Below are 12,243 nucleotides of genomic sequence, written 5' to 3' on the forward strand. Positions count from 1 at the left end.
GCGGCAATTGCGGTCACCTTTTTCCTGACACAGGACAAAGGCGCGGGTCCGGGACGGACGCGGGCCGCTCGCGGGGCGGGACGCGGGGCCGGACGTCCTGCCCCGCGTGGGCCCGGCCGCCCCGCCCTCGGCGCCGTACGATCGGCCGTCCGGCCCCGCGCCGTACGCTCAGCCGTCCCGGTCCGGCCCGCCGAAGGCCGCGTCGAAGGAGGCCGTGGGCGGCTCGAAGTCGAAGGCGCGCAGGCGGGCCAGCGCCTCGGGGGCGCCCTGCAGGCGGTCCATCCCGGCGTCCTCCCACTCCACCGACACCGGGCCGTCGTAGCCGATCGAGCGCAGCATCCGGAACACGTCCTCCCAGGGGACGTCCCCGTGCCCGGCGGAGACGAAGTCCCAGCCCCGTCGCGGGTCGCCCCACGGCAGGTGCGAACCGAGGCGCCCGTTACGGCCGTCGAGCCGCCGCCGGGCCTCCTTGCAGTCGACGTGGTAGATACGGTCGCGGAAGTCGTAGAGGAAGCCGACCGGGTCGAGGTCCTGCCAGACGAAGTGGCTGGGGTCGAAGTTGAGGCCGAAGGCGGGGCGGTGCCCGACCGCCTCCAGGGCGCGGTGGGTGGTCCAGTAGTCGTAGGCGATCTCGCCGGGATGCACCTCGTGGGCGAACCGCACACCCTGCGCGTCGAAGACGTCCAGAATCGGGTTCCAGCGGTCGGCGAAGTCCTGGTAGCCGCGTTCGATCATGCCGGGCGGCACCGGCGGGAACATCGCGACCAGATGCCAGATCGCCGACCCGGTGAAGCCGATGACGGTGCGTACGCCGAAAGCGGCCGCGGCCCGTGCCGTGTCGGCGATCTCGGCCGCCGCCCGCTGCCGCACCCCCTCCGCCTCGCCGTCGCCCCAGATCCGGGCGGGCAGGATCGCCCGGTGCCGCTCGTCGATGATCGCGTCGCACACCGCCTGGCCCACCAGGTGGTTGGAGAGCGCCCAGCAGGTGAGCCCGTACTTGTCCAGCAGCTGGTGCCGCCCTTCGAGGTAGCCGGGCTCGTTCAGCGCCCGGTCGACCTCGAAGTGGTCACCCCAGCAGGCGAGTTCGAGTCCTTCGTAGCCGAAGTCACGGGCGAGGCGGCAGACCTCTTCCAGTGGCAGATCGGCCCACTGTCCGGTGAAGAGCGTGAACGGTCTGGGCATACGAGCCTCCTTGAGTACGGGGTCGGGGAGCGCTGCGCTCGCGTCGGGCACCCGGTGTGCGTCAGACCGGCACCGGCACCACCGAGGTGAGCGCGCAGTTCTTCGACGCGCTGTCCTCCACCGCGGCCAGCACCCGCTGCACCTGCAGCCCGTCCGCGAAGGACGGCCGCGGCGGCACTCCGGTGGCGATGGCGTGCACCAGGTCGCGGGCCTGGTGGACGAAGGTGTGCTCGTAGCCCAGGCCGTGGCCCGGCGGCCACCAGGCCTTCAGGTAGGGGTGGCCGGGCTCGGTGACGAGGATGCGGCGGAAGCCGGCGGCGTCGGCCGGTTCGGTCTGGTCGTGGAAGGACAGTTCGTTGAGGCGTTCCAGGTCGAAGGCCAACGAACCCCGCTCGCCGTTGAGTTCGATGCGCAGCGAGTTCTTCCGGCCGGCCGCGACCCGGCTGGTCTCGAAGGAGGCCAGCGCGCCGGAGGCGAAGCGCCCGGTGAACAGCGCGGCGTCGTCCACGGTGACCCGCCCCAGGCCGCCGCCCGGCAGCGGCCGCTCGGCGACGAAGGTCTCGGTGACGGCCGAGACGCCCGCCAGCTGCTCCCCCGCCAGATGCTGCGCGAGGTCGACGATGTGCGCGCCGAGGTCGCCGAGCGCCCCGGACCCGGCGTGCTCCCGCTGCAGCCGCCACCCCATCGGCGCCGCCGGATCGACCAGCCAGTCCTGCAGATACGTCGCCCGCACGTGCCGCAGGGCACCGATCCGGCCGGCCGCCACCATCTGCCGGGCCAGCGCGAGGGCGGGCGTGCGGCGGTAGTTGAAGCCGACCATGGCGATCTGCCCGCGGCTGCGGGCGGCCTCGGCGGCGGCCGTCATGGCCTCCGCCTCGGCGACCGAGTTGGCGAGCGGCTTCTCGCACAGCACGTGTTTGCCGGCTTCCAGCGCGGCGATGGCGATCTCGGCGTGGCTGTCGCCGGGGGTGCAGATGTCGACGAGCTGGACGTCGTCGCGGGCGATCAGCCGGCGCCAGTCGGTTTCGGCGGCGGCCCAGCCGAGTTTGCCGGCGGCGGCCCGTACGGAGGCCCGGTCGCGGCCGCACACGGCGTTCATCGCCGGGCGCAGCGGCAGGTCGAAGACGCGTCCCGCGGTACGCCAGCCCTGGGAGTGGGCGGCGCCCATGAAGGCGTATCCGATCATGCCCACGCCGAGTGCGGGGGCCGGAGCGGGGTCCTGCGCGTGGTCATCCATGAATCACCTCGACTGTCGACGGTGGGGAGGTCGCCCGGCCGCCGCGCGGCCGCCCGGTGGACGGCCGTGGGACGGCGCGCGGCCGGTCAGCGGAAGCCGGTGGGGAGGTAGTCGTCGACGTTGTCCTTGGTGACGACGGCGGAGTAGAGGGTCAGCGAGGCCGGGATCTCCAGCTCGGCCATGCCGCCGATGCCCTTGCCCTGGGCGAGCGCGCGGGCGAGGTCGATGGCCGATGCGGACATCGTGGGCGGGTAGAGGACGGTGGCCGACAGGACCGAGCCGCCGGCCTTGATGGTCTCCATGACGTTGCGGGACCCGGCGCCGCCGACCATCAGGAAGCCGTCGCGGCCGGCCTGCTTGATGGCGCGTTCGGCGCCCACGCCCTGGTCGTCGTCGTGGTTCCACAGGGCGTCGAAGGAGGGGTGGGCCTGGAGCAGGCCCGCCATCTTCGACTGTCCGGACTCGACGGTGAATTCGGCGGCCTGCCGCCCGATCTTCTCGATGTTGGGGTAGTTCTTCAGCGCGTCGTCGAAGCCCTTGGTGCGCTGCCGGGTGAGCTCCAGATTGTCGATCCCGGCCAGTTCGACGACCTTGGCGTTCTTCTTGTCCTTGAGCTGCTCGCCGATGTAGTGGCCGGCGTTCAGGCCCATGCCGTAGTTGTCGCCGCCGATCCAGCAGCGGTAGGCCTGCGGGGAGGCGAAGACCCGGTCGAGGTTGACGACGGGGATACCGGCCCGCATGGCCTTCAGGCCGACCTGGGTGAGGGCCTTGCCGTCGGCCGGCAGGATCACCAGCACATCGACCTTCTTGTTGATCAGGGTCTCGATCTGGCCGATCTGCTGGGCGGTGTCGTTGGACCCCTCGGTGATTTCGAGGGTGACGTCCTGGTAACGCCGGGCCCGGGACTTGGCGTTGACGTTGATGGCGTTCAGCCAGCCGTGGTCGGCCTGGGGTCCGGCGAAGCCGATGGTGACGTGCTTGCCGGGCTTGTCGTCGATGCCGCCGGCCTGCTGTTCCTTGCCGCTTCCCGCCGCCTCGGCGTTGCTCTCGTTGCTCGTACAGGCGGTGAGGAAGGCGCCGGCGGACACGGCCGCCGCGCCGAAGAGCATGCCCCTGCGGCTGGTGCGCGACCCGCCGCCCGGCGTCTGCTCCGGTGGCCGGCCGGGCTCCGTGTGCTGCCTGCGCTCCGAGTGCTCCGTACGTTCCGTCATGACGTGCGACCCTTCCTCTGGACCAGTACGGCGGCGACGATGATCGCGCCCTTGGCGATCTGCTGGACTGCGGTCTCCAGGTTGTTCAGCGCGAACAGGTTGGTGATGGTGGTGAAGACGAGGACGCCGAGCACGGAGCCGGTGATGGTGCCGCGACCGCCGCTCAGCAGGGTTCCGCCGATGATCGCGGCGGCGATGGCGTCGAGTTCGTAGAGGTTGCCGTTGGTGTTCTGGCCGGAGCCGGTGAGCACGATGAGCAGGAACGCGGCGATTCCGCAGCACAGTCCGGACAGCAGGTAGAGCAGCAGGCGCTGGCGCCGGACGTCGATGCCGGCGAGCCGGGCGGCCTCCGGGTTGCCGCCGACGGCGACGGTGCGGCGGCCGAAGGTGGTGCGGCCCAGCACCAGCCAGCCGATGACGGTCACGGCGGCGAAGACCAGCACGATCGGCGGGATGCCGAGCACGTAGGCGTCACGCTGGCCCAGTTCCAGGACCGGTTCGACGCTGACGATCTGGGTGCGGCCCTCACTGATCTGCAGGGCCAGGCCGCGCGCGGAGGCGAGCATGGCGAGGGTCGCGATGAACGGCACCATGCTGCCGAAGGCGATCAGCAGCCCGTTGACGAGTCCGCAGGCCAGGCCGACGATCAGGGCACAGAAGAGGATGCCTGCCAGGCCGTATTCCTGGGTGGCCAGCGTCGTCGCCCAGACGGTGGACAGGGCGACCATCGCGCCGACCGAGAGGTCGATGCCGCCGCCGATGATGACGAAGGTGACGCCGACGGTGACCACACCGATCACGGACGCCTGGGTGAGCACCAGTTGGAGATTCTGGACGCTGAGGAACTGCTCGGGTTTGGTGACCGCACCGACCACGATCAGGGCGGCCAGCACCACGACCAGCGACAGGTTGCGCAGGTCGATCCGGGCGCGGAGTCCGCCGCCCGGGGAGCCGGCGGCGTGCTGCGGATGTCCGGCGGGCGCGGGCGGGCCGGCGGCGGGTGCGAGGGGGGCTTTCCCTTTCGAGATGCTCACGGTCGGTCTCCTCGCGGTGTCGGCGCATTCCGCACATCGGGCGATGCGCTCCGTTGACGTGGCGTCATGAGGTCTTCACGCTCCCGGGCCGCCGGCGTGCCGTCGGCCCGCCGCCCGCCATGACCAGGTCCAGCACCCGGTGTTCGTCCAGCGAGAGGGCCGCGCCCTCATGGACCACCCGGCCCTCGCGCAGCACGAGCACCCGGTCGGCGAGCCCCAGCACCTCGGGGACCTCGCTGGAGACCATCAGTACGGCCACGCCGTCGTCGGCCAGCCGCCGGATCACCGCGTACAGCTCGGCGCGGGCACCGACGTCGACCCCGCGGGTCGGCTCGTCCAGCAGCAGCACCCGGCAGCCGCGCAGCAGCCAGCGGGCCAGTACGGCCTTTTGCTGGTTGCCGCCGGAGAGGGTGCGCACCGGCCGGTCCACGTCATCGGGCCGCAGGCTGAGGTCCCGGGTGGCGGACCGGGTCGCGGCCTTCTCGGCGGCGCGGTCCAGCCAGCCCGCGCGGGCGAAGCGGGCCAGACAGGAGACGGAGACATTGCGGTTGACGGATTCCAGCAGCAGCAACGCCTGCGATTTCCGTTCCTCGGGAGCGAGTCCGATCCCCGCGCGGACGGCGGCGGGGACGCTGCCGGGCCGCAGCGGCCGTCCGCCGACGAACACCCGCCCGGCGGTGGGACGCCGGGCGCCGAAGACCGTCTCCAGGATCTCCGAACGGCCGGATCCGACGAGCCCGGCGAGGCCGAGGATCTCGCCGGGGTGCACGGCGAAGTCGAGAGGGGCGAACTCCCCTTCGCGGGCGAGCCCTTCGACGGCCAGCACGGGGGCGTGGACGGGGGGCACGCGCGCGGGGCGGCGGGGGAAGACGTAGGCGACGTTCCGGCCGGTCATCAGGGCGACGAGGTCGCGGGTGGGGGTGTCCCGGGCATCCAGGCCGCGGGCCGCGGCCCGCCCGTCCTTGAGGACGGTGACCCGGTCACCGATACGGCGGATCTCCTCCAGCCGGTGCGAGATGTAGACGACCGCCACACCGTCGGCGGTCAGATCGGCGACGATCCGGAAGAGGTTGTCGACCTCGTCGGGGTCGAGCGCGGCGGACGGTTCGTCCATCACGATCAGCCGGACGTCGTGGGAGAGCGCGCGGGCCATCGACACGATCTGCGCTCCGGCGGCGGACAGGGTGCCGACGAGCGCGCCGGGGTCGATCTCCGGGTGGCCGAGGCGGGCGAGCAGCGCGGCGGTACGCTCCCGGGCCGCGCGGGAGTGGACGAATCCACCGGTGGAGACCTCGTGGCCGAGGAAGACGTTCTCGGCCACGGAGAGGTGTTCCACCAGGTCGAGTTCCTGGTAGATGGTGGCGATACCGCGGCGCATGGCGGCGATCGGCGACTTGAGGGTGACCGGGCCGCCCTGCCAGCGGATCTCGCCGCCGTCGGGCTGGTGGGCGCCGGCCAGCACCTTGATCAGGGTGGACTTCCCGGCGCCGTTCTGTCCGAGGAGGCAGTGCACCTCCCCCGCGGCGACGTCCAGGTCGACGCCGTCCAGCGCGCGGACGCCGGGGAAGGACTTGGTGATGCCCCGCATGGTGAGCAGGGGGGCGGACGGGGCGGTGGCGGGGCCGGCGGGCGACTCCGGGCGGTGCTCTGGTGCCATGGCGGGCCTCCTCGGCAGTGACGCCGGTGAGCGGGCAGGGCGGGGCGCAAAACGGCAGGGCAGGGCGGTACGGGGGTGGTGGCGGGGCTCAAGCGGCTCGGTGCGTGGCGCGCGGTGCGTTGAGGCGTACGGCTCGGTGCGGGTGCGGCTCGGTGCGTGGTGCGAGGCGGTGCGCGGTGCCGTGCTGCGTACGGGTGCGGTGCTGCGGGTGCGGTGCGGTGTTACGCGTGCGGTGTTACGCGTGCCGTGCGGTGTTGCGCGTGCTGTGCGGTGTTGCGCGTGCGCTGGTGCGGATCAGGCCGGCGAGAACAGATGGTCGCTGATCAGGCGGGCCGCGCCGGTCACCCCGGCCGCCTGCCCCAACTCCCCCAGCACAATGGGGAGGTTGCCGGTCGCCAGGGGCAGCGACTGGCGGTAGACCTGGGTGCGGATGGCGGCGAGCAGGGTGTGGCCGAGGCCGGTCACCCCGCCGCCGATCACCACCAGCCCGGGGTTGAAGAAGCTCACCAGCCCGGCGATGACCTGGCCGGTGCGGGTGCCGCCGGCCCGGATCAGCTCCAGTGCGGTGGCGTCGCCGGAGGCGGCCGCTGCGGCGACATCGGAGGCGGCGAGCGCACCGGCCGCCTCGAACCGTGCGGCGAGTTCGGGCGAGACGCCCTCCCGTGCCGCGTCCGCCGCGTCGCGGGCGAGCGCGGCGCCGCCGAAGTAGGCCTCCAGGCACCCGCGGTTGCCGCAGGCGCAGGGGCGGCCGTCCGGCTCGACCTGGATATGGCCGATGTCACCGGCGCTGCCCGTCGTCCCGCGGTAGACCTCGCCGCCGACGACGATGCCGCAGCCGATACCGGTACCGATCTTGACGAAGAGGAAGTCCTGCGAGGTGCGGGCGACGCCCGCGTGCTGCTCCCCCATCGCCATCAGGTTCACGTCGTTGTCGACCATGACCGGGCAGCCCAGTTCCTGGCTGAGCGCCTCGCGGACCGGGAAGCCGTCCCAGCCGGGCATGATCGGCGGCGCGACCGGCACGCCTTCGGGGAAGCGGACCGGGCCCGGGACACCGATACCGGCGCCGTCGAACCCCTCCGCGACCCCACTCGCCCTCAACTTTGCTGCCAGCGCCAGGACTTGCTCGAAGACCGCGACCGGTCCCTCGCGTACGTCCATGGCCTGGGTCAGATGGCCGAGCACTTCCAGCTCGGCATTGGTGACGGCCACATCGACCGAGGTGGCGCCGATGTCCACGCCGAGGAAGCGCAGGCTGGGGGCGAGCCGGATGTTGTGGGAGCGGCGGCCGCCGCGCGAGGCGGCGAGTCCGTCGGCGACCACGAGTCCGGTCTCCAGCAGCCGGTCGACCTCCACCGCGAGTTTCGAGCGGGAGAGATCGACCTGGTCACCCAGCTGGGCGCGGGAGTTGGGCCCGCCGTCGCGCAACAGGCCGAGGATCCGCGCCTGATGCGCGTTCGCGGGCCTGGCAGTCATTCGCCTCACGCCGCCCCTCCAGCCGTACTCGGCATCGACCGACCGGTGTTGTGGGTGACGCTTGCGCGTCAACACCGTTCTTTCGAGGGGAACGTAGCAGCGCTTGTCCGGGGTGGGAAGAACTACGGACAGAATCCGTACCGACTTTCTCCTGTCTCAGGACAAAGGGCCGGGCGGAGGCGGAAGCCGGGAAGAGGGGAAGTGGGCGCCGGGAGGGCAGGGAGCAGCCACCCGGAACACCGCCGCCCCGTCAGGCACCCTCCCGCTCGTGGTACGTCCGGCGGGTGTGCTCGGTGTGCGCCCGCATGACGGAGGTGGCGCGCGCCTCGTCCCGATCAGCGATCGCCGAGATCAGCTCGCGGTGCTCGATCCACGACTGCTTGCCGCGCTGACGCGCCACCGGCGTGTAATACCAGCGCACCCGCCGCCCGACCTGCCCGGCCAGCTCGGCCAGCACCTCATTGCCCGCCAGCTCCATGACCTTGGCGTGGAACGCGGCGTTGGTCGCCACCGCGACATCCACCTCGTCGTCCCGCACGGCACGCTCCCCTTCGGCGCACAGCTCCTCGAGCTCCGCGATCCCGGACGAGCCGGCGTTCGCCGCGGCGAGCCGGGCGGCCTCCGCCTCCAGCAGCGTACGGACCGTCAGCAGCTGGTCCGCCTCCTCCTCCGTCGGCTCGTGCACGAACGCGCCCTGCGCAGGGCGCAGATCGACCCAGCCGTCGGTGTTGAGCCGCTGCAGCGCCTCGCGCACCGGCTGCCGGGAGACCCCCAGATGGCCGGCGAGTTCGCTCTCGACCAGATGCTGGCCGGGCCGGAGTGCACGGGTGGTGATGAGTTCGAGCAGCGCTTCGTAGACGCGCTCGCGCAGCGGGCCGGGTCGTTCGAGCTTCGGCACGGCTCCCTGCGGTAGCCCTGTGGACAGCATCGAGGTCCCCCTCTGTGGACGCGTATCTGGAGTTCCGGACAATCGGTGGCGGCAATTGGTTATCGTCTACAGTCTACCGAGCGCACCTCATGCCGCGCAGGATGACCTGGTGATCTGTGTCACGGGCCTACCGCCGTCAGGGCCCAACTCCTGCGAGAATGTGCCCGATTGCGGCGCGCCGACCGACCTTCGGCACGACCGGGGACCCATGGGGACAACGGAAAAGCAGGGGGGACGGGCCGTATGCGCACGGACAGCATTCCGGTCGTGGGCGCCGATATCGCGGTGGTGGGCGGCAGCATCGCCGGCTGCGCCACGGCGCTCGCCGCACACCGGGCCGGCGCGGGCCGGATCACCGTATTCGAGCGCGCCGGCGCACACCTCGCGGACCGCGGGGTCGGGCTCGCCGTGCACAACTCCCGCTACGCCGAGCTGACGGCCGCCGGGTACATGGACGCGGCGATGCCGTGGGTCCAGCTGACCACCCGCCGCTGGTACGTCAGGGAGGGCGCCGCTCCGCTGGGCCGCCAGATCGCCGCCCTCCCCTTTCCTTTCCGCTCGTACTGCTGGGGACCGCTCTGGCAAGAGCTGCGCCGCCGGCTGCCCGCCACGACCGACTTCCGGACCGGCACCCCGGTCCGCGAGGTCCGCGCCACCGCCAACGGCGCCGCCCTGCACCTGGGTGACGGCCCCAGCAGCGGCGCAGCCGACGAGGCGGGCGGCACCCCTTCCACGATCGACCGCTTCGACCTGGTCATCGGCGCCGACGGATACCGCTCGGTGGTCCGCGAAGCCGCATTCCCCGAGGTCCGGCCCCGCTATGCCGGATATCTCGCCTGGCGCGGCGCCGTACCCGCCGAGCGCCTGGCCGCCCTCGATCCGCCCGGCCTTCCGCCGGAGCCGTGGGCCGAGGAGGACTGCATCTACGCGGTCTTCCCGGGCGGCCACGTCATCCTCTACCGCATCCCGGACGGCCGGGGCGGCCACCGCGCCAACTGGGTGCTCTACACCGCCCCGCCCGCCGATGCCGGTCTGCGGCTCGACACCCCGACCAGCCTGCCGCCCGGCACCCTGACCGATGCCCTGCACTCCCACCTCCGCCATGTCACCGAGGCGCTCCTGCCGCCCTACTGGGGCGGACTGATCCGGCTGACGCCACCTCAGGAGGTGTTCATCCAGCCGATGTACGACTTCACCGCGCCGCGCTACACCTCCGGACGGCTGGTGCTGGCCGGAGACGCGGCCACCGTCGCCCGTCCGCACACCGGCGCCGGCGCGGTCAAGGCGCTGCAGGACGCCGCCGCGCTGGAGGCGGCGCTTCTCGCCGCGGCGGAGCGGCCCGGCGCGCTGGACGCGTACGGCGCCGAGCGCGGTGCGACCGGCCGGACGATGGTCGAACTGGGCCGGCGACTCGGCCGCCCGCTGGTCCAGGAGACGCCCGACTGGGGGGCGTTGGACCAGACCGGGGTGGAGTCCCTGTGGTCCGCCGCCGACGGCTCGGGCGCGTTCGGCGGCCGCGCGCTGCAGAGCTGACACCCCGGACCGAACGCCACCCGCGCTCCGCCCGGCTCCGGCACCCTCCCGTCATTTCCGTCAACTCCCTTGCCCAGCATAAGCGAATACTGTAGACAATATTCTGTCGACTTCCTCTCTCGCTCGGTCCCTCAACCGATCGGAGTTCCTCCGGTGAAAGTCGCAGTAGTCGGCGCCGGCGCCATCGGCGCATACGTCGGGGCCGCCCGGCACCGCGCGGGCGCCGAGGTGCATCTCATCGCGCGCGGCCCCCACCTGGCCGCCATCCGGCAGCACGGCGTCCGCGTACGCAGCCACCGCGGTGACTTCACGGCCAGGGCCGCGGCCACCGACGACTGCACGCACGCACCGCCGTGATCGCCGCCCAGAACGGCATCCCCTGGTGGTACTTCCACGGCCTGCCGGGCCCGTACGCGTCCCGGCGCCTGGAGAGCGTGGACCCCGGCGGCTCCGTCAGCGAGGTGCTGCCGCCGGAGCGTGCCATCGGCTGCGTCGTCCATGCCGCGACCGAGATCCAGTCCCCCGGCGTCGTCCGCCACTTGGAGGGCACCCGCTTCTCCCTGGGCGAGCCCGACGGGTCGCTCTCCCGGCGCGCCCTCGACTTCAGCGCGGTGATGGTGGCCGGCGGGCTCAAGGCCCGGTCGAGCCGGCCCTGCGCGACGACATCTGGATCAGGCTGCTGGGCAGCATCTCCTTCAACCCGATCAGCGCGCCGGCCCGCGCGACGATGGCGCAGATCTGCCGCCATCGCGACACCCGTGAGCTGGTCGAGTCGATGATGCACGAAACGCTGCGGGTCGCCGCCGCCGTCGGATGCCGGCCTGCCATCTCCGTGGAACGCCGGATCGCGGGCGCGGAACGGGTCGGCGACCACAAGACCTCCACCCTCCAGGACCTGGAGAAGGGCAAGCCGCTCGAACTCGATGTGCTGCTGGCGGCCGTCGTCGAACTGGCCGACCTCCCCGGCACCCCCGTACCGACGCTGCGCGCCGTGCACGCGCTCGCCGGTCTCCTCGCCACCACCTCCGCCGGGAGCACCCCGTGAAGAAGCAGGAACGGCAGCCCAAGAAGTATCCGCGTCTGACCCACCCGCTGGTCCGGGATGCCAACGGGCAGCTCGTACGCGCGAGTTGGGACGAGGTGCTGGACCGCGCGGCAGGCGGCTTCGACCGCGCCGTCACGGCGCACGGACCGGACGCCTTCGGGATGCTCTCCTGCGCCCGCGCCACCAACGAAATGAACTACGTGGCGCAGAAGTTCACCCGGGTGGTGACCGGCACCAACAATGTGGAGGTCGAGGGTGCCCGCACCCTGGCGCCGGCCTGCTCACGGCGCGCCGAGCCGGAGATGGAGGTGCGCACCGGCACCGAGCGGGCCCGGCACAGCCGCACAGTGGTGCTGGAGCCGCTGGCCTCGTCGGTGGATCTGTCGACCACCCCGCGGGCCGCGGAGTGGATCAAGGAGTACGGCGCCGAGCCCGGCCGCTTCGGGACGCGGGCGGCCCGGATGAACGAGGAACCCAGGATCGACAATGATCTCTACGTCCGCGACTACGACAAGTGCATCCTGTGCTACAAGTGCGTCGACGCCTGCGGAGACCAGTGGCAGAACACCTTCGCCATCGCCGTGGCGGGCCGCGGTTTCGACGCCCGGATCTCCACCGAACACGACGCCCCGCTGACCGACTCCGCCTGCGTCTACTGCGGCAACTGCATCGAGGTCCGCCCGACCGGCGCCCTGAGCTTCGCCTCGGAGTTCGGCATGCGGCAGGCGGGCACCTGGGACGAGTCGGCGCAGACCGAGACCACGACGGTGTGCGCGTAATGCGGCGCCGGCTGCAACCTCACCCTGCACGTGCAGGAGAATGAGATCGTGAAGGTCACCTCACCGCACGACAATCCGGTGACCCACGGCAACCTCTGCGTCAAGGGCCGCTTCGGCTACCAGCACATACAGAACCGGGACTGAGCGCGACCGGTAAGGAC

Annotated in this window: 8 protein-coding genes and 3 pseudogenes; 4 read left to right on the forward strand and 7 right to left on the reverse strand. The window is 72.1% G+C overall.

Annotated features, from left to right (window positions below):
• Positions 1 to 168: 168 nt before the first annotated feature.
• The 7 genes from ACIRQ7_RS12575 to ACIRQ7_RS12605 form a co-directional block, all read right to left on the reverse strand.
• Positions 169 to 1,182 (reverse strand): sugar phosphate isomerase/epimerase family protein, encoded by a 1,014-nt coding sequence (locus ACIRQ7_RS12575; RefSeq protein WP_404262053.1) that lies wholly within the window; start codon positions 1,180 to 1,182, stop codon positions 169 to 171.
• 61 nt (positions 1,183 to 1,243) lie between these two features.
• Positions 1,244 to 2,419, reverse strand: a complete 1,176-nt coding sequence (locus tag ACIRQ7_RS12580; RefSeq protein ID WP_404262055.1) for a Gfo/Idh/MocA family protein — start codon at positions 2,417 to 2,419, stop codon at positions 1,244 to 1,246.
• 86 nt (positions 2,420 to 2,505) lie between these two features.
• Positions 2,506 to 3,528, reverse strand: a complete 1,023-nt coding sequence (locus ACIRQ7_RS12585; protein ID WP_404262317.1) for a substrate-binding domain-containing protein — start codon at positions 3,526 to 3,528, stop codon at positions 2,506 to 2,508.
• A gap of 98 nt (positions 3,529 to 3,626) precedes the next feature.
• Positions 3,627 to 4,658, reverse strand: coding sequence for an ABC transporter permease (locus ACIRQ7_RS12590; protein WP_404262319.1), 1,032 nt, complete (start codon positions 4,656 to 4,658; stop codon positions 3,627 to 3,629).
• Positions 4,659 to 4,728: 70 nt separating this feature from the next.
• A complete protein-coding gene (locus tag ACIRQ7_RS12595; protein ID WP_404262057.1) occupies positions 4,729 to 6,321 on the reverse strand; it encodes a sugar ABC transporter ATP-binding protein in 1,593 nt (530 codons plus the stop codon).
• Between the two features lie 294 nt (positions 6,322 to 6,615).
• Positions 6,616 to 7,797, reverse strand: a complete 1,182-nt coding sequence (locus tag ACIRQ7_RS12600; RefSeq protein WP_404262058.1) for an ROK family protein — start codon at positions 7,795 to 7,797, stop codon at positions 6,616 to 6,618.
• A gap of 250 nt (positions 7,798 to 8,047) precedes the next feature.
• Entirely contained in the window at positions 8,048 to 8,725 is a 678-nt protein-coding gene (locus ACIRQ7_RS12605; RefSeq protein ID WP_404262059.1) for a GntR family transcriptional regulator, read from the reverse strand.
• 243 nt (positions 8,726 to 8,968) lie between these two features.
• Here ACIRQ7_RS12605 and ACIRQ7_RS12610 point away from each other — a divergent pair, with 243 nt between their 5' ends.
• The 4 genes and pseudogenes from ACIRQ7_RS12610 to ACIRQ7_RS12625 form a co-directional block, all read left to right on the forward strand.
• Positions 8,969 to 10,258, forward strand: a complete 1,290-nt coding sequence (locus ACIRQ7_RS12610; RefSeq protein WP_404262061.1) for an FAD-dependent monooxygenase — start codon at positions 8,969 to 8,971, stop codon at positions 10,256 to 10,258.
• Positions 10,259 to 10,411: 153 nt separating this feature from the next.
• Positions 10,412 to 11,303, forward strand: a pseudogene (locus tag ACIRQ7_RS12615) (2-dehydropantoate 2-reductase).
• Positions 11,300 to 11,551, forward strand: a pseudogene (locus tag ACIRQ7_RS12620) (molybdopterin-dependent oxidoreductase); the annotation flags it as partial. The pseudogenes ACIRQ7_RS12615 and ACIRQ7_RS12620, both read left to right, overlap by 4 nt.
• Positions 11,546 to 12,226 (forward strand): annotated as a pseudogene (locus ACIRQ7_RS12625) (Fe-S-binding domain-containing protein); the annotation flags it as partial. The pseudogenes ACIRQ7_RS12620 and ACIRQ7_RS12625, both read left to right, overlap by 6 nt.
• Positions 12,227 to 12,243: the final 17 nt, after the last annotated feature.

Origin of the sequence: Streptomyces sp. NPDC101393 (assembly GCF_044767385.1) — a bacterium.
Lineage (GTDB): Bacteria > Actinomycetota > Actinomycetes > Streptomycetales > Streptomycetaceae > Streptomyces.

Excerpts from the sequence above, each read along its gene's own strand:
- ACIRQ7_RS12580 (WP_404262055.1), bottom strand. The coding sequence starts at position 2,419 with ATGGATGACCACGCGCAGGACCCCGCTCCGGCCCCCGCACTCGGCGTG.
- ACIRQ7_RS12600 (WP_404262058.1), bottom strand. The coding sequence starts at position 7,797 with ATGACTGCCAGGCCCGCGAACGCGCATCAGGCGCGGATCCTCGGCCTG.
- ACIRQ7_RS12610 (WP_404262061.1), top strand. The coding sequence starts at position 8,969 with ATGCGCACGGACAGCATTCCGGTCGTGGGCGCCGATATCGCGGTGGTG.
- ACIRQ7_RS12575 (WP_404262053.1), bottom strand. The coding sequence starts at position 1,182 with ATGCCCAGACCGTTCACGCTCTTCACCGGACAGTGGGCCGATCTGCCA.
- ACIRQ7_RS12585 (WP_404262317.1), bottom strand. The coding sequence starts at position 3,528 with ATGCTCTTCGGCGCGGCGGCCGTGTCCGCCGGCGCCTTCCTCACCGCC.
- ACIRQ7_RS12595 (WP_404262057.1), bottom strand. The coding sequence starts at position 6,321 with ATGGCACCAGAGCACCGCCCGGAGTCGCCCGCCGGCCCCGCCACCGCC.
- ACIRQ7_RS12605 (WP_404262059.1), bottom strand. The coding sequence starts at position 8,725 with ATGCTGTCCACAGGGCTACCGCAGGGAGCCGTGCCGAAGCTCGAACGA.